The organism is Oceanobacter sp. 5_MG-2023 (assembly GCF_030548165.1).
Taxonomy (GTDB): domain Bacteria; phylum Pseudomonadota; class Gammaproteobacteria; order Pseudomonadales; family Oceanobacteraceae; genus Oceanobacter.
Genome location: NZ_JAUORS010000018.1, coordinates 1 through 17435, shown reverse-complemented (window position 1 = coordinate 17435; position 17435 = coordinate 1). Strand labels below are relative to the sequence as shown.

Below are 17435 nucleotides of genomic sequence, written 5' to 3'. Positions count from 1 at the left end.
CGATGCTCCCAAGATAGGGCGACGGCTGTCTGGTCGCCATACCCACCGGGGGATATATCCTGCTGTTAGCCAGAGTGATTTGATAGCACCACAGGCATGGGCCGGAGCTTTCAGAGCGGTCTGGTTTGCGGCTCAGCTTCTGGCCGGACTCCCCAGCGACGATAATACGTAAGGTTTTATCAACATAAGCGATGATCTGGCTGTATTTATTGGCAGATTTCTGCACGCTATAACAACGTAAAGTCGAATAACAGGTCGAGAAACTATGAATGTGTTACTCCAAAACAGCCTGCTGGTAAAAACACAGGGACTGATTAATGGCGCATGGGTCGATGCCGACCAGCACACCACGCTGGTGGTCGATAATCCGGCAACCGGTGACGCGCTGGTCTCGGTAGCGGATATGGGCGCGGCAGAAACCCGCCGCGCCATTGATGCAGCTCATACCGCTTTACCCGGCTGGTCGGCCACCAGTGCCACCAAACGCAGCCGGATTCTGGAAGCCTGGTACGACCTGGTGGTTCAGCATGTGGATGAACTGGCGTCGATCCTGACTGCAGAACAAGGCAAACCGCTGGCAGAAGCCAAGGGCGAGGTGCTTTATGGTGCTTCCTATATCAAGTGGTTCGCAGAAGAAGCACGACGTATTTATGGTGATGTGATTCCGGCGGCACAAGCCGATCGCCGCAATATCGTGATCAAGCAACCGGTGGGGGTTGTGGCCGCCATTACACCGTGGAATTTCCCCAGCGCCATGCTGGCACGCAAAATGGCTCCGGCCTTGGCCGCGGGTTGTACCATCGTCTGCAAACCGGCAGCGGAAACCCCGCTGTCGGCATTGGCGCTGGGCGTGCTGGCGCAACAGGCCGGCGTCCCGGCCGGGGTGATCAATATGGTTGTCGGCTCCGATGCCCCCGCCATTGGGAACGAACTGACCAGTAGCCCTCTGGTGCGCAAGGTAACCTTTACCGGCTCAACCCCGGTGGGCAAGCTGCTGATGAAACAATGCGCCGATACCGTCAAGCGCACTTCCATGGAGCTGGGGGGTAATGCCCCTATTATCATCTTTGATGATGCCGATCTGGATCAGGCCATTAACGGCGCGTTGATTTCCAAATTCCGCAATTCCGGTCAGACCTGCATCTGTTCCAATCGCCTGTTGGTACAGTCCGGTATTTACGACCGTTTTATCGAACGTCTGTCAGAGGCCGTGAGTGAATTCCGTCTGGGTGCCGGTCAGGATAGCAATACCACCCATGGCCCGTTGATTACCGACAAGGCCGCCCAAGGGGTGGATGAAAAAGTCAAAGATGCCGTTGCCCAAGGGGCACGGGTAGTGATTGGTGGTGCGCCTGCGGAGCAGGGAAGCCGCTTCTATCAACCGACCATTCTGGCCGATGCCACGCCGGATATGCGTGTTTTCCGCGAAGAAATCTTTGGCCCGGTTGCCCCCGTCTTCCGCTTTGAAACCGATGACGAAGCGATTGCATTGGCCAACAGCACCGAATATGGCCTGGCAGCGTATGTGTTTACCCAGAACCTGAGCCGTATCTGGCGGGTTTCAGAAGCCATTGATTTTGGCATGGTGGGTGTCAACGAAACCGCCATCAGCTCAGAAGCCATTCCTTTTGGCGGCGTGAAAGAATCCGGTCAGGGCCGCGAAGGCTCGAAGTATGGGCTGGATGATTATCTCGAAACCAAACTGATCTGCCTCGGCGGGCTGTAACAGCGGATTGAAGACCCGATTGGCGACGGTTATCCAGCCGTCGCCATACCGGCGCTGGATCAGCACCAGCACTGACCCGGTTATCCAACCAGGCGCAATAAACCAGGCACAACAATATACCAGCGGACGAGCCCTGCCGCAGAACTCGCCCTTATTACCCATCCATCCCGCCAAGCCGGGTGACGAATATCGAGGTTGCTATGTCTCACATGATTTACCCCACCACCAACTTCGCCGCTACCGAAACGATGAACATCGCTCGGGGTGACGGTATCTACGTGTACGACGACCAGGGCAAGCAATACCTCGAAGGTATGTCGGGATTGTGGTGCGCTTCACTGGGTTACAATAATGCCGAACTGATCGAAGCCGCTGCCAAACAGATGGAAACCCTGTCGTTTGCCCATATGTTCAGCGGCAAAACCCACGATGTCGGCATGCAGCTGGCAGACACACTGACCGCCATGGTGCCGGTCGACAATGCCCGCGTCTTTTTTGGCAGCTCCGGTTCCGATGCCAACGACACCCAGATCAAGCTGCTGCGTTACTACTTTGCTGCCATCGGCAAGCCGGAAAAACGCAAGATCATCGCCCGTGAACGTTCTTACCATGGTGTCACCGTTGCGGCCGCCTGTCTGACCGGGTTGCCCATCAACCAGGCCAACTTTGACCTGCCGGTCGAGGCCATGGGGATTCTGCGCACCGATGCACCGCATTACCTGCGCGGCAAGCTGGACGGCGAAAGCGAAAGCCAGTTTGTTGACCGTATAGTCGCCAATCTGGAAGCCATGATTGTGCGTGAAGGCCCGGAAACCATCGCTGCCTTTATTGCTGAACCGATTACCGGTGCCTCCGGCGTGATCGTACCGCCTGCCGGTTATTATGAAAAAGTACAGGCCATCCTGAACAAATACGACATCCTGTTCTGGGCCGACGAAGTGATCACCGGCTTTGGCCGTACCGGCAACGACTTTGGCTCCACCACCATGGGCATCAAGCCCGATATGATGAGTTTTGCCAAACAGCTGTCATCCGCTTATGTGCCGATTTCAGCTTCCGTGATCCGGGGTGATATGTACGAAGCCATGATCGACCCTTGCAACAAGCTGGGCGTATTTGGCCATGGCTACACCTATTCCGCCCACCCGCTGGCCTGTGCCGTGGCATTAAAAACCCTGGAAATCTATCAGCGCGACAACCTCTTTGCCAAAGCCGCAGCCACCGGTGACTACCTGCAAACCCGGCTGCGTGAATTCAACGACCACCCGTTAGTGGGCGAAGTGCGTGGTACCGGCATGATCGCTGCCATTGAAATGGTGGCGGACAAGGAAACCAAGGCTGCTTTCCCGGATGGCAAGGTTGGTTACTTTGGAGCTAACGCCTGTCAGGAGCATGGGTTGATCAGTCGCCCGGTGGCAGGGTCATCACTGGCGCTGTGTCCGCCACTGATCACGACCGAAGCCCAGATCGACGAAATCATCGACAAAATGGGCCGGGCTCTGGACGACACGCTGGCGTTTGTACAAAAACAGGGCTGAATCGTTCATCGATTCCCTTGCCTGGTTGCCAATGCTCCGGCATCTGGCAGAAGCATTTGCCTCCGCTTGCGGGGGCTTTTTTGTGGCTGCGTGGGGTATCCTGCGAAGCAGCCCACGTGTTTGTGTCCCCAACATTTGATTGTTAGCTGCCACTTATTAGTAATGGTAGCGACACGAGATAACAATAATTGCCGTATCATCCACGGCGTATACCAAACGATTGGTATCATCTATTCTGCGAGACCAGAAGCCTGAAAGGTTTTCTTTAAGGGCTTCCGGTTTTCCAATTCCATCAAACGGAGAACGCTGAACATCGGTAATCAAGGTATTGATGCGTTTCAAGGTTTTCTTGTCTTGAGTCTGCCAATAAACGTAACTATTCCAGGCTTCATCAGTCCATGATAATAACCTGTCACTCATCAATAAGATCTCGCTGAGTCGTTTTACCCGTTTTAAACTGCGTAATTGAACGATTTAAGTGTTCGGCGTTCGCTGGTGAGCGAAGTAAATGTACAGTTTCCATAAGGCTGTTGTAGTAATCCAATGACATTACAACAGCATCTTCAGAGTCACGACGAGTGATTACAGTAGTATCCGCATCGTTAATAACATTGTCCAAGACGGCTTTTAGACCATTTCGGGCTTCAGTAAAAGAGACAATTCTCATTTTGCATCTCACCTGTACAGGATATAGCACAAGTCTAGCTTGAAGATAAATACATGTACAGAATGTTGTGCATAACTTCGTCTTGGCAGTTCACGCCCTCAGTCCGTGCGGCTTTGTAAAGATCCAGCTTTTCAGAAGCGAGGTAGTGCAGGCCGTGGCTGTCGGCCCAGCTGCCGGACGCCATGAAGCACCAGCAACAGCACCGCCAGCCAGATAGGGACATACATCCACAGATCCGCTGCAACAAAGGGCTCACCCAACAGCAAGGCCACCACAAACAGCAACAGCGGTTCGACATAACCCAACATACCAAACAGAGCAAAAGGCAGGCGTTGCCCGGCTCCCAGATAACAAAACAGCGCCGTACTGCTGAGTAGACCAAGCCCGATCAGTACCGGCCAGGATGACGCCTCCCGCGCCACAAAAAAATCGGCATTAAAGTCCCACATAAACAATATGATCAAGGCCGGGGGCAGCATCACCAGATGCTCGATAAAAATACCACTCAACCCTTTCAGGGCCAGCCGTTTCCTGAGCATGAAATAGGGTGGAAAACCCAGCATTACAATCAGGGATACCGGTGAAAAGTGGCCATGCAATATCAATCCGGCCAGCACCCCGGCCAGCGCCAGAGTCACCGCCAGTGCTTGTAATGGACGGATAGTTTCGTGATACAGAAAGCGCCCGATCACCACCATAAGCAGAGGCAGCAGAAAATACCCCATCGCCAGCGCCTGACCTTCACCGTTCATCGGTGCCCAGCCAAACAGCGCGAGTTGCATTGCAATCAGGCCGCTACAGAGCAAGGTCGAGAAGCCATTGCCGGGGCGGCCAAACAAACGTCGGATATCGGTCCAAACACGCTGGCTGCTGCGGCTAAACAGCACTAGCAAAGCAAAGATCAGCAGTGAAAAAATGATCCGCCAGCCGAAGACCGACGGCCCATCCAGAGGCGATAACAACACACTGTAATACGACAGCAGGCCAAACAACACGGAGGCCGCAATGGACAGCAGAACGCCTGTAAACAACATAAAACTCCCATGCCCGCTGTCGGCAGAGGGCGTATCAGACGTTAATCATTCGTTTTGCAGCGCGTTATGGATGCGCTGCATCAGATCGGCAGTATTGGTGACTTCACCAAATTCGTAGGCCATCGCCGTCAGGGCAATGCGTTGTACCTCGTCTGCCGACACCTCACCAAACCCCATATCCGGATAGGGCATGGCCGCATTGGCATCGCTTAGCGCAATCATCCGGTATTCGCGGTGTACACCATCCCGCATGGTCGTTTCACAGCAGACATTGGTCACCGTGCCGCAGACAATCAGGGTATCGATGTCTTTCATCCGCAGGATCATGTCGAGATCGGTGTTATGAAAACCACTGTAAAACAACTTGTCGACGACAATGTCACCGTCTTGTGGCTGCAGCTCATCGATCACTTCAATGGCCGGGTTGGAACGCGCAAACTGGGCATCGGCATCCGGATACAAGTCGCGGAAACGCCCGGTGTCAGAGCCATCTCCCCGCACTACATGGCGTAAATAAATTACTGGCATGGCCGCGGCACGCATGTATTCGGACAGGCGTTTGATGGGCGCAATAATGGCCCTGCTTGACGGCACAAACAAGGCACCGTCCTGCTCGCAAAAAATCTTTTGCATATCAACAATAATCAGCGCTGTGCGCCGGGGGTTAATGGCCCATTCAACTTTTTTCAACATGGTTCGCTGACCTCTTTCTATGTTACTGATTACTGGTATTCGGCATTGCAGCCATGTTTACCACGACGGCGATGGCTACCATGACATGAAAACGAACCGGGTTGGCATCCGCTTTGACAGCAAGGGCGTACTAACCGGCCATCTCTGGGTGCTGATCCGCGCTGGTGATGCGGTAAGGCAGGGTGTGTGGCAAGGCGGGGTGTGGCAAGGCGTGTTGGCAGACCGCCTGCGGGTTCTGGTGGTGGCATAATGGCGGCAGGGAAGGTGATGCCGTGACCGCGGCCGAACCTCGCATCAATCCTCCGCTGCCAAGCAGGAGTGATCGTATCGGAATGCTCGCAGGGCATCACACCGGACAACCCTGCGGATGTTGGTCAACTCAATGCTTGATCATTACATGACGGACGGTGGTGTAGTCTTCCAGGCCGTACATCGACATATCCTTGCCATAACCCGACATTTTCATGCCGCCATGGGGCATTTCGCTGGTCAGCATAAAATGGGTATTGACCCAGGTGCAGCCGTATTGCAAGCGGGCGCTGAGGCGGGCTGCACGACCGGTGTCAGCGGTCCAGAGGGATGAGGCGAGGCCGTAATCGGAGTCGTTGGCCCAGGCCAGAGCCTGGGCTTCGGTGTCGAATTCGGTGATCGAGACCACCGGGCCAAAGACTTCACGGCGGACGATTTCATCTTCCTGCCGGGCACCAACAATCAGGGTCGGCTCGTAGAAATAGCCTGCGCGATCGGCAATCTTGCCACCGGTGGCGATGGTGATATGCGGTTGTTCGCGGGCGCGATCCACAAAACCGGCCACCCGTTCGAGGTGAGCCTGGGAAACCAGCGGCCCCATTTCCGTGCCGTCTTCGTACTGGCTGCCGATTTTGATGGTGGAGACGGCCGCGGTCAGTTTATCGACCAGCTGCTGGTACACACCTTTCTGGGCGTAGATGCGACAGGCGGCGGTGCAGTCCTGTCCGGCGTTGTAGTAGCCGAAGGCCCGCAAACCTTCGACGGCGTCGTCGATATCCGCATCATCAAAAATCAGTACCGGTGCCTTGCCACCCAGTTCCATATGGGTGCGTTTCATATCTTCCGTGCTGGATTGCACGATTTTCTGGCCGGTGGCGATCGAGCCGGTCAGCGACACCATACGCACTCCCGGGTGAGTGGTCAGCGTGGCTCCGACGCTGGCACCGCCGCCAAACACCGTGTTGACGACGCCCGCCGGGAAAATCTCCTGCATTATTTCACCCAGCTTGAGAGTGGTCAGCGGGGTTAGCTCCGATGGCTTGAGTACCACACAGTTACCGGCGGCGAGCGCGGGTGCCAGCTTCCAGGAAGCCATCATCAAGGGGTAATTCCAGGGCGCGATGGAAGCCACAACACCGAGCGGATCACGGCGAATCATGGAAGTAAAACCGGGCAGGTATTCGGCCGCTGCGGAACCACTGAGACAACGGGAGGCACCGGCAAAAAAGCGGAAGACATCCGCAACAGCCGGGATTTCGTCGTCCTGCATGGCGGCAAAGGGTTTGCCGGTGTCGTTACATTCGAGGCGGGCAAGCTCTTCGCCCATGGCTTCAATACGATCGGCCAATTGCAGCAGCAGGTAAGCGCGGTCTTTGGGCGCTTGCTGGCTCCAGCTGTCGAAAGCGTCATCAGCGGCACTGACGGCGGTGTTGACCTGGGCGTCGGTGGCTTCGGCAATCAGGCACAGTACCTCGCCAGTGGCCGGATTAAATACTTCCAGTTGCTTGCCTTCGCCAGCAATCAGTTCGCCGTTGATCAGCATTTTATTAATCATGGTAGTGGGCATGGTATTGGGCCTCTTGGTTCAGACGATAGGTCGGACAGGTGTCAGATAAAGTGGATAGGTCAGTGCTCATGAAAGATTGCCTCGTTATTTGCCGCTACCGGCAACGTCATCGCCACCCTTGGTAAGGAGGTAAGCCAGAAAAACCGGCACCATGGTGGCGAGCATTACCATCAGGGCAACCACGTTGGTGACTGGCACATCCCGTGGTCGGGTCAGCTGGTTCAGCAGCCAGATCGGCAGAGGTTTTTCGTGACCGGCAGTAAAGGTGGTAACAATCAGTTCATCAAACGACAGCGCAAACGCCAGCATGCCACCGGCCAGCATGGCGGTGCCCAGATTTGGCAACAGGATATAGCGAAAGGTCTGCCAGCCATCCGCGCCAAGATCCATCGAGGCTTCGATCAGGCTGCCGGAAGTGCGCCGAAAACGCGCCACCACATTGTTGTAAACAATCACCACACAAAAGGTGGCATGGCCGACAACAATGGTAAGGATACCGGGCTGGATATCCATGGCCTGGAATGCCTGCAACAGTGCCAGACCGGTGATAATACCGGGCAGGGCAATTGGCAGAATCAACATCAGGGTGATGCTGTCTTTACCGAAAAACGAACGGCGATACATGGCCGCCGCTGCCAGCGTGCCCAGCACCATGGCAATCGCAGTGGCAAGGCTGGCAATTTTCAGCGACAGGCCAATCGACTCCAGCACATCAGCCCGTCCGAAAGCGACGCTGAACCAGTGCAGGGTAAATCCCTTGGGTGGAAAGCTGAAAGCCGACTCCTCGGTGTTAAAGGCATACATCGCAATAATCACAATGGGGAAGTGCAGGAACACCAGACCGCCCCAGGCGGCGCATTTCAGCCATACACTGGCGTGTTGATCAGAGTGCATCAAAAGCTCCCATACGTTTCACAATCGACAGATAAATCGCAATCAGCACAATCGGCACCAGCGTAAATGCGGCGGCCATTGGCATGTTGCCAATCGACCCTTGTTGTACGTACACCATACTGCCAAGGAAAAGGCCTGGCGGTCCCACCAGCTGCGGCACAATGTAATCCCCCAGAGTCAGAGAAAAGGTAAAGATGGAACCGGCGGCAATTCCCGGTACCGACAACGGCAGAATAACGTGGCGGAAGGTTCTGAACGGAGTAGCGCCGAGGTCGGAAGAGGCCTGCAACAGCGACGGTGGCAGGCGTTCCAGCGATGCCTGAATCGGCAGAATCATAAAAGGCAACCAGATGTAGGTGAACACCAGAAAACGCCCGAGACTGGAAGTCGATAGCGTATTGCCTCCCACACCGGGAAGCGCCAGTAGCGCATCCAGCAACGGTGTCAGACCGAGCAGATGAACAAACCACTGCGACACCCCTTCCTGCGCCAGCAGCAGCGTCCAGGCATAAGCCTTGACGATGTAACTGGTCCACATCGGCAGCATCACGGCAAGATAGAAAAAGGCCTTGATACGACCACTGGCGTAACGCGCCATATAATACGCCACCGGGAAAGCCAATATCGCACTGAACGCCGAGACCGCCAGCGCCATCAGCAGGGTACGCAGGATGATGTCGAAGTTGGCGGGATCAAACAGCCGGGCATAGTTTTCCAGCGTCAGGGTATGGTTCACCAGCATGGTGAAGTCGTCGAAGGTGTACAGCCCTTGCCATAACAGCGCCAGCAGCGAGGCAATATACACCGAGCCAAACCACAGCAGCGGCGGTAGCAGCAGCAAGGCCAGCAGCAGATTGGGGCGACGATAAAGCCGATCCGCCGCCCGATACAGCAGCCCGGATGGCGGCGTGAAAACAGGGCTGTTGTCAGCCGCTGGCAGTGACGATTTTGAAGTCATGTCAGACACTCGCGTTATCCCGCAAAGACACCATGGCCTGACGGCTCCAGCTGACCTGAACCGATTGCCCCGGCAACCGTGCGGTGTGGTTCGACAACAGGCTGTTGGCCTCGGAGGCGGCGATGCTGACACCGGGTTCCAGCTCCACTTCAATACGGGTGTTTGAGCCCTGATATTGCACGTCTTTAATCACCCCGGGCAGGTTGATGAGCTCGGTGGATGCCGTGTCTGATGGAGCAGCGGAGCCGGAGTGTCTGATCGAAATATATTCCGGGCGAATCGCCAGCGCGGCGGATTTTCCCGACAATTGCTGCGCCAGTGCACCGTGCAAGACATTGGAAGAACCGACAAAACCGGCCACAAACGCCGTTTGCGGCTGGTTGTACAGATTACGGGGTGAATCCAGTTGCTCAATCCGGCCCTGGTTAAACACCGCCACGCGATCCGACATCGACAGCGCCTCGGTCTGGTCGTGGGTAACAAACACAAAAGTGATACCGAGCTGGCGTTGCAGCCGTTTCAGTTCCCCTTGCATTTGCTCGCGTAATTTCAGATCCAGTGCCCCCAGCGGCTCGTCCAGCAGCAGCACCTTGGGGCGATTGACCAATGCCCGGGCCAATGCAATCCGCTGACGCTGACCACCAGACAGTTGCGCCGGCTTGCGTTGGCCATACTGCCCCAGCGCCACCATATCCAGCGCTTCGGCGGCGCGATGCTGGCGCTCTTTTTTATTGACGCCCTTGACCATCAGCCCATAGGCAATGTTGTCGAGCACGTTCATATGGGGAAACAGGGCGTAGTCCTGAAACACCGTATTGACGTTACGCTGGTACGGCGGAAGCCCGGTAGCGTCGCGGCCATGAATGATGACATGGCCATCGTCCGGTTGCTCGAACCCGGCAATCAGCCGCAGGCAGGTGGTTTTGCCGGAACCCGAAGGCCCCAGCATGGAAAAAAACTCGCCTTCTGCAATTTTCAGCGAGACCTGATCAACTGCCCGGACATCGCCGAAGCAGCGGCTGGTTTGGCAAAACTCAACAGCGGTATTCATAAAATATATCGTGTCCTGTGAACGCATTGCCGGGCCAGCAGGCCCGGCAGTCAACCTGTATTCATACAGCGCTTGTACTGCGCAGGCTCAGCGGCCGCCCATAATGGCGATGTAATCCCGGGTCCAGCGGCTGTAGGAAACACAGCTGCCCTGACTGCTGCAGTTGGAGGTTGGCGTTTTCCAGAAAAACACCTGGTCGAAGTTGTCCATCCCATTGGTTGTGCAACCTTCGGCACCCAGCAGTGCATTGTTATCACAGGCGGCGGGCACCGCCGGAACGGAACCAAACCAGGACGCCAGGTCACCTTGCAACTTGGGGGTGATCGACCAGTTGAGCCACTCGTAAGCACAGTTCGGATGGGCCGCATCCGTAGCCAACATGGTGGTGTCAGCCCAGCCAGTTACCCCTTCCTGCGGAAACGCCGTGGCTACCGGGGCACCTTCTGCGATCAGGATATTGGCCATAAAAGGCCAGCTGCTGGAGGCCACAACGCCTTCGTTCTTGAAATCGCTCATCTGCACGTTGTAGTCGTGCCAGTAACGATGGATCAGGCTGTGTTGCGTGCGTAATAGCGCCAGTACCGCGCTGTACTGGGTTTCGTTCAGTTCGTACGGGTCCTTGATACCCAGTTCCGGGCGGGCAGACTTCAGGTACAGCGCGGCATCGGCCAGATAGATGGCACCGTCATAGGCCTGCACCCGACCCTTGTTGGACTGGCCATCGGGCAGGGTCGTGGCTTCAAACACCACACTCCAGCTGTCCGGTGCCTGTTTGAATACATCGGTGTTGTACATCATCAGGTTGGGACCCCACTGGAAGGGCACACCGTAGTGTTTGCCATCAAGGGTAAACCAGGGCGCGTTTTGCAGCCGTGGGTCGATACTGCTCCAGGCCTTGATCTTGCTGGTGTCGATTGGTTGTACCCGCTTGCCGTAAATCAGTCGTAACGAAGCATCACCGGATGCCGTTACCAGATCGTAACCGCCCTTGGCCATCAGGCTGACCATTTCGTCCGAGGTCGCTGCGGTTTTGACATTGACGGAACAACCGGTGGACTGCTCAAAGCCGCTGACCCAGTCATAGGCGGGGTCGGTATCGCCGCGTTCAATGTAGCCGGGCCAGGCGATAATATCGACGCGGCCTTCTCCCTGGGAGCCAGCCAGCGCAGTCAGTGCGCTGCCAGCCAACAAGGTGCTGAGTATCAGATGACGTGTTGCCATGGGGTTTTCCTCTGCCTGAACGTATGGAAGGCTTGCGCCGGTTTAGCGTCGTGTCCCGAGCGCCGCTACGGATGGCGGAAGCTGTGGAACGGGATGCAACGAGAGCCTCAGGCTAAAGCGAGGGGTTTATCTGGCTCCAATTGTTAATTAAGAAAGAAGCCTTCTGAAAAAACGATAGCTACGAAAAACTTAGCAGTGGTATATCCAAAACAGATTGTTAATACTGGCGTAAGCCCCGGTATTTACAGGAAAACCCTTGTCTGGCGCAGATGACGGACGGACGTTAGTCACCGCCATCAGGACCCGGCAGCTATCGCGGGTGTGAGTGACATTGCTAACAATGAATATATGCCCGGAAGACATGTACAGAAAATATGCCCAACGCAACCATGACAGCCCTTGGACAACACCTCGCGGAGCACCTGTTTTACCATGATGAGCCTGCGCCAGATCCGATACTTTATAGCCATTGCCGAAACCGGGTCGGTATCGGCGGCGGCCCAGGCGGTGCCGATTTCCCAGTCGACCCTCACCACCGCCATCAAACAGCTGGAAGATGACCTCGGCGTCACCCTGTTCAGTCGGCACGCCAAGGGCATGGAGCTGACGCACCAGGGCCACCAGTTTTTGCGTCAGGCACATCTGGTGCTGGCATCGGTAGACAACGCCCGGCGCAGCCTGCAACAAAGTACCGAAACCGTAACCGGTGAATTGACCATCGGCGTGACCAGTCTGGTCGCCGGATATTATCTGGCTGATCTGCTGGCGCGCTTCCAGCGCATTTATCACCGCGTCAAGTTACGGGTGGTTGAAGATGACCGGGACTATATCGAGCATCTGTTAGTCAGTGGTGAGATCGATGTCGGGGTGTTGATCCTGTCGAATCTCAAATACCTCAGCGCCCTGAATACCGAAGTACTGACCTTTTCCCATTACCGCCTCTGGTTGCCGCCCGATCACGAACTGCTGCAGCTCGACAGCATTGGCTTCAAGGATTTACTGCATGAGCCGCTGATTCTGCTTAACGTCGATGAGATGGAACAACGTATTCGTAACCTCTGGGCGCAGGCCGACAGCAAGCCCACCGTCAGCCTGCGCAGCGCCTCGGTAGAAGCGGTGCGCAGTCTGGTATCTGCGGGTATGGGAGTGGCGCTGATGCCTGATATGACCTACCGGCCGTGGTCAGTCGAAGGTGATACCGTCGAGGCCCGTCGTATCACCGAAGTATCAGAAACCCTCGATATCGGACTGGCCTGGCGGCGCGGAGGTGCCCGTAATCCACTGATTGACCTGTTCCTGCCAGTGGCCCGGGAATCCCTGCCGGTACGCCATAACCACGCCAACAGCTGACGACCAGCCGGGAGAGAAGCCATGAATGCCAACAAGCTGCCGACCAATATCCTGATACAGGGCCAGCGTATGGCCGGAGATGGAGAGGCTGAAGCCGTCATCAACCCGCGTAGCGGTGAGTTATTGATCAACTTGCCACAGGCATCTGCCGAGCAGGTTGATGCTGCTGTAGCCGCTGCCCGTCAGGCTGCCAGGATATGGCGCCAGACCAGCCCCGGCGAACGGGCGGCCATGTTGCTGGCCATCGCCGCCGGTATCGATGCCCGCGCCACGGAACTGGTGCAACTGGAAGCGCTGAATTGTGGCAAACCCTTGCATCAGGTGGCCGAAGACGACGTACTGGCCACTGCCGATGTGTTCCGCTTTTTTGCCGCAGCGGTACGTTGCCAGTCCGCCCCGGCTGCCGGTGAATACCTGCCCGGCCACACCAGCATGATTCGCCGTGACCCGATTGGTGTGGTGGCGGCCATCGCCCCCTGGAACTATCCGCTGATGATGGCCGCCTGGAAAATTGCCCCGGTGATCGCCGCAGGCAACACCATGGTATTCAAACCGTCGGAACAAACGCCACTGACGGCGCTGGTCCTGGCCGATATTCTGGATGCGGTACTGCCGCCCGGTGTCGTCAATATAGTGTTGGGGCGCGGCGACAGCGTCGGCAGCCAGCTGATCAACCACCGACATGTCCGCATGGTATCTCTGACCGGTGATATCTCTACCGGACAAAAAGTCTTGCAGGCGGCGCGGCGCTCAATCAAACGCACGCATCTGGAACTGGGCGGCAAAGCCCCGGTGATTGTGCTGGCAGACGCCAACCTCGATGCGGTGGTTGAAGGAGTGGGGCGCTATGGCTACTACAACGCCGGGCAAGACTGCACCGCCGCTTGCCATATTTACGCTGACGCCCGTATTTATCAGCCGCTGATTGAAGCACTGGCAGAGAAAGTCGCCTCGCTGACCTTTAACCAGGCCGACGACCGTTGCAATGATCTTGGCCCGCTGATCAGCCAGCGCCAGCGCAACAGCGTCGCCAGTTTTGTCGAACGGGCGCTCGAACAACCCCATATCCAGCTGCTGGCAGGTGGACAGATACCCGAAGGCCTCGGCTTTTATTACCAGCCGACCTTGCTGGCCGGTGCTCGCCACGACGATGAAATAGTCCGCCGGGAAGTCTTCGGCCCAGTGGTCTCCGTCACCTCTTGCCCAACCACACAACAAGCCATCGACTGGGCCAACGATTCCGAATACGCCCTGGCCTCATCGGTCTGGTCCGGGCATATCGGCCGCGCCATGGCCACCGCCAGTCAGCTCGAATACGGCACCACCTGGATCAATAACCACTTTATACTCCCCAGCGAAATGCCCCACGGCGGCCTGAAAAGCTCCGGTTATGGCAAAGACCTCTCCGCCAGCGCACTGGAAGAGTTTTCCGTGGCCCGCCATATCATGCTGAGTCATCGGTCGTGATGGATAGTTTGGCTACTCTGCGACAAGCCGTGTGGTGACGGCAAAAGGGTTGGTATATTGGCAACACCCCCACGGGTGTGGGGGCTATATCGCGGTTATTTCCGGCAGGCTTCAGAACGCCAGTTTGGCAAACATATGCAAGCGATTCAGTTTCAGGTCTTCAGTAAAGGTATTCCCTTCTGCCTGTTTCTTGGTCGCCTTGATGAGTTCAACACCGTACTTCAGCGGCTGGTAGGCGTTGTAAACCAGATTCAGGTGCATGGATGAGAAGTCGCCCATGTCGTTGCCATCGAGGCTTGCTGTGGTTTTGGCTAGCCGCAGTGTTGAGCGCAGAGAAGGAGAGAATACATGCTGATAGGCCAGTTTGACGCCGGTCTGTTTGGATAACTCCAGGCTGTCGCCACTGAAATCGTAGGCGGCCACGTCGCCAAAGTTCATATAGCCACCAAGGCCGCTACCTGAAATCAGGGAAAACTTGAGGTTATCGTCGGCGATATTGATGCGGCCAGAGAATCGGCCAGCAAACGCCATGGCGCTGTCGTCCTTGACTTCGTCACCAACATTGATTTTTTGCATCAGAACGCCAGCACTCAGGTGCCCAAACCCGGTTTTGGTGGTGTATTTTGCGACCAGGTCCGGAACATCCGGGTCTTCGGAGTTTATTGGCTGTTCAGCGGCCAGTTCCAGCGTGTTGTTGCCCATGGGGATGGCGTATCGAACCAGTGATTTACGCGAGAAGATCCGCGCGGCCGGGCCACCAAAGTCGGCGGTTTCGGCCAGGGCACCAAGATCCATAAAGGTGCTCCAGGTGCGGCCAATGGTCAGATTATCCTGCTGCAGATAAGCGTGGCGCAGGTTAAAAACACTGGAGGACCCAGAGAAAAAATCGCCCTCGATGACGGCTTTAAGATTCCCAACGGGAGTACCTGTGCTGGTGTGGGCAAATTTGAGGCGGGATTCCAGCGATGACATATTCAGGTCGCCTTCTTCGTTTTCTGCCTCGTTTTCGTTCAGGGTAATCAGTGATTGGTTACGGGTGTGGCTGGCAGACGCATCGTTTTCGGCATCAAACAAAATATCGGTTTTGACATAGCCGCTGAAACTGTTGCTACTGTCGATATCAGCCTGAGTCAGGGGTGATACTGCCATGGCGGCTGTGGCCAAGACGGTTACCGGGAGCCATCCACTCTTGTTGTGTTTGTGCATGATATGTCCTGCTGTTGGTTATTTTATATTTTTTATTGCCGTTGCAGATATTGGTCGTTCTGGCCATGCCAGCGCTACAAGGGTTAAAAAACTATATCCAAGGGCTTGCAATGGGTATCCCGTAAAATAGTAGGAATAAAACCAGGAATATGATCTGTTTGTATTGGTGGTTGCGATAGTGGCTGCGATGGCGGGTGCTGGATAATCAAATCCCCTGCCAAAGTACTGATTGCTGGTATATTGTTTGGTTTTGTTTATTAATAGCCCGGTGGTTGATTTGTTAATATGAATAGTTTCTGAGTTTATCCTGCAATGGTCGTCCTGCTATAGTCGCCCTACTTTAGTAGGTGAAGGGGCACTTTGAGGCGGTAAACACTTGCTTGATCTGGAAAGCCGGGAGTAGATTCGAGCGCATAACGATAAAAACAGGGATAAACCCATGTATCAGGTTCTGATTGCCGATGATCACCCGCTCTTCCGTCGAGCGCTGAGCGATGCTCTGGATGAAACCGGCATTGCCTGTAGCAGCAGTGAATGCGAGGACTTTTACCAGGTGCTGCAGACCGTAGGGCAGCAAGCCATTGACCTTCTGTTGCTGGATCTGCGAATGCCGGGAAATACCGGTCTGATGGGCTTGATGCGGCTGCGGGCGGAGTTTCCACAACTGGCGATTGTGATTGTCAGTGCCAGCGAGGACCGGATGGTGATCGAGCAGGTACGCCAGCTGGGGGCACTGGGTTATATCCAGAAGTCGTCAACCATCGCCGGTATCAGCCAGGCGCTGGCACAGGTTATGGAAGGTAAACTGAGTTTTCCGGAATTTACCGGTCAACCGCAAGATGATACAACGGCCCGCCTGAGCCAAATGACACCACAGCAGCTGCGCGTATTACAACTGATTGCTGAGGGGGCATTAAACAAACAAATTGGCTACACTCTTAATATCAAGGAAACAACTGTCAAATCTCATATCAGCGATATATTTCGAAAGCTTAATATCAATAATCGCACCCAGGCAGCACTTATTGTACAGCAGCTGGAAATACCAGACTGATCGAGATCGACAGCAAACGGGTTCTGGCAATAAGCCATAACCATAAAGTCACGGTCTGCTACAACATTTTATGTAACAAGGCCCGTAATGCCATTGGTTTTACCGGTTTTCGCAATAGCATAAAGCCCAGCTCCTCAATGCCCTGTTTTACCTCATCGGTATAGTCGGCAGTAATAACCAGACAGGGTACTGGTTGCTGCCATACCTGGCTGAAACCGGCCATCACGTCCAGCCCGGTCACTCCCTGGTCCAGGTGGTAATCGATAATCACCAGATCCGGGATTTCCCCGGCTAACGCTTTGCGTGCTCTGTTAAAGCTACTGGCTGTAACCACCTGATAGCCCCAGTCTCCCAGTAGCATTGCCATGCCGTCGATGATTTGCTGCTCGTTATCGACACACAGTATCAATCCGGAGCCACGGGTATTCTGGGTGTTTTCTTCTGGTGTGATGGATGCCAATGGGGCGATGGTTGTCGGAATGGATACGCTGAAACAGCTGCCTCGGCCCGGTTCTGAGATAACCTGTATCGGATGATCCAGCAGTAAACACAAACGCCGTACAATCGATAGCCCCAGCCCTAGCCCTTTGGTGTTGGCGGGGGTGTGTATGTCGGTGTCTGCACCTGTGCGTTCGGCTGCCAACCGGTGAAATTCCTCAAAAATCATATCCAGTTCATGGGCCGGATACCAATGCCAGTATCTAACACCTGTATTAATACCTGCTGTTGCCGGCGACGACTGCCGACCAGAATCCGGCCT

The 17435-nt window shown here is 55.4% G+C and carries 17 protein-coding genes; 6 read left to right on the top strand and 11 right to left on the bottom strand.

The features are described from left to right. Positions 1–265: 265 nt before the first annotated feature. Complete coding sequence (locus tag Q4551_RS12270; RefSeq protein ID WP_303434133.1) at positions 266–1726, top strand: NAD-dependent succinate-semialdehyde dehydrogenase; 1461 nt, start codon at positions 266–268, stop codon at positions 1724–1726. 200 nt (positions 1727–1926) lie between these two features. Further along, on the top strand, positions 1927–3264 hold the full coding sequence (locus Q4551_RS12265) for an aminotransferase (RefSeq protein WP_303434132.1): 1338 nt from the start codon (positions 1927–1929) through the stop codon (positions 3262–3264). A 156-nt stretch (positions 3265–3420) separates the two neighbouring features. Here the strand turns inward: Q4551_RS12265 and Q4551_RS12260 are convergent, their stop codons facing one another. The 4 genes from Q4551_RS12260 to Q4551_RS12245 all read right to left on the bottom strand — a co-directional run bounded on the left by Q4551_RS12260 (position 3421) and on the right by Q4551_RS12245 (position 5658). Further along, entirely contained in the window at positions 3421–3684 is a 264-nt protein-coding gene (locus Q4551_RS12260; RefSeq protein ID WP_303434131.1) for a Txe/YoeB family addiction module toxin, read from the bottom strand. Continuing rightward, positions 3677–3931 carry a type II toxin-antitoxin system Phd/YefM family antitoxin gene (locus Q4551_RS12255; RefSeq protein ID WP_303434130.1) on the bottom strand — a complete coding sequence of 85 codons (255 nt, stop codon included), beginning with the start codon at positions 3929–3931 and terminating at the stop codon, positions 3677–3679. Before Q4551_RS12255 ends, Q4551_RS12260 begins: the two co-directional genes overlap by 8 nt. Positions 3932–4062: 131 nt before the next feature. Beyond that, entirely contained in the window at positions 4063–4965 is a 903-nt protein-coding gene (gene rarD / locus Q4551_RS12250) for an EamA family transporter RarD (RefSeq protein WP_303434129.1), read from the bottom strand. Positions 4966–5010: 45 nt separating this feature from the next. Further along, positions 5011–5658 carry a cysteine hydrolase family protein gene (locus Q4551_RS12245; RefSeq protein ID WP_303434128.1) on the bottom strand — a complete coding sequence of 216 codons (648 nt, stop codon included), beginning with the start codon at positions 5656–5658 and terminating at the stop codon, positions 5011–5013. Positions 5659–5677: 19 nt separating this feature from the next. On the opposite strand from Q4551_RS12245, the gene Q4551_RS12240 reads away from it, so the two are divergent. Beyond that, on the top strand, positions 5678–5908 hold the full coding sequence (locus Q4551_RS12240; RefSeq protein ID WP_303434127.1) for a hypothetical protein: 231 nt from the start codon (positions 5678–5680) through the stop codon (positions 5906–5908). 129 nt (positions 5909–6037) lie between these two features. Here the strand turns inward: Q4551_RS12240 and Q4551_RS12235 are convergent, their stop codons facing one another. The 5 genes from Q4551_RS12235 to Q4551_RS12215 form a co-directional block, all read right to left on the bottom strand. Further along, positions 6038–7474, bottom strand: coding sequence for a gamma-aminobutyraldehyde dehydrogenase (locus tag Q4551_RS12235; RefSeq protein WP_303434126.1), 1437 nt, complete (start codon positions 7472–7474; stop codon positions 6038–6040). A gap of 84 nt (positions 7475–7558) precedes the next feature. Continuing rightward, positions 7559–8368, bottom strand: a complete 810-nt coding sequence (locus Q4551_RS12230; RefSeq protein WP_303434125.1) for an ABC transporter permease — start codon at positions 8366–8368, stop codon at positions 7559–7561. After that, entirely contained in the window at positions 8358–9326 is a 969-nt protein-coding gene (locus tag Q4551_RS12225; protein WP_303434193.1) for an ABC transporter permease, read from the bottom strand. Before Q4551_RS12225 ends, Q4551_RS12230 begins: the two co-directional genes overlap by 11 nt. 1 nt (position 9327) lies before the next feature. Next, positions 9328–10377, bottom strand: coding sequence for an ABC transporter ATP-binding protein (locus Q4551_RS12220; protein WP_303434124.1), 1050 nt, complete (start codon positions 10375–10377; stop codon positions 9328–9330). A gap of 87 nt (positions 10378–10464) precedes the next feature. Continuing rightward, the gene (locus tag Q4551_RS12215; protein ID WP_303434123.1) at positions 10465–11598 is read right to left on the bottom strand and encodes an ABC transporter substrate-binding protein; all 1134 of its coding nucleotides are present in this window, start codon (positions 11596–11598) and stop codon (positions 10465–10467) included. 432 nt (positions 11599–12030) lie between these two features. Between Q4551_RS12215 and Q4551_RS12210 the strand changes: the two genes are divergently transcribed. Beyond that, complete coding sequence (locus Q4551_RS12210; protein ID WP_303434122.1) at positions 12031–12948, top strand: LysR family transcriptional regulator; 918 nt, start codon at positions 12031–12033, stop codon at positions 12946–12948. A gap of 21 nt (positions 12949–12969) precedes the next feature. Continuing rightward, on the top strand, positions 12970–14415 hold the full coding sequence (locus tag Q4551_RS12205) for a gamma-aminobutyraldehyde dehydrogenase (protein ID WP_303434121.1): 1446 nt from the start codon (positions 12970–12972) through the stop codon (positions 14413–14415). A gap of 111 nt (positions 14416–14526) precedes the next feature. Here the strand turns inward: Q4551_RS12205 and Q4551_RS12200 are convergent, their stop codons facing one another. Further along, entirely contained in the window at positions 14527–15621 is a 1095-nt protein-coding gene (locus Q4551_RS12200) for a DcaP family trimeric outer membrane transporter (RefSeq protein ID WP_303434120.1), read from the bottom strand. 439 nt (positions 15622–16060) lie between these two features. Here Q4551_RS12200 and Q4551_RS12195 point away from each other — a divergent pair, with 439 nt between their 5' ends. After that, positions 16061–16675 carry a response regulator transcription factor gene (locus Q4551_RS12195; RefSeq protein ID WP_303434119.1) on the top strand — a complete coding sequence of 205 codons (615 nt, stop codon included), beginning with the start codon at positions 16061–16063 and terminating at the stop codon, positions 16673–16675. Positions 16676–16733: 58 nt separating this feature from the next. On the opposite strand, the gene Q4551_RS12190 is transcribed toward Q4551_RS12195, so the two are convergent. Further along, positions 16734–17348, bottom strand: a complete 615-nt coding sequence (locus tag Q4551_RS12190) for a hybrid sensor histidine kinase/response regulator (RefSeq protein ID WP_303434192.1) — start codon at positions 17346–17348, stop codon at positions 16734–16736. Between the last annotated feature and the right edge of the window lie 87 nt (positions 17349–17435).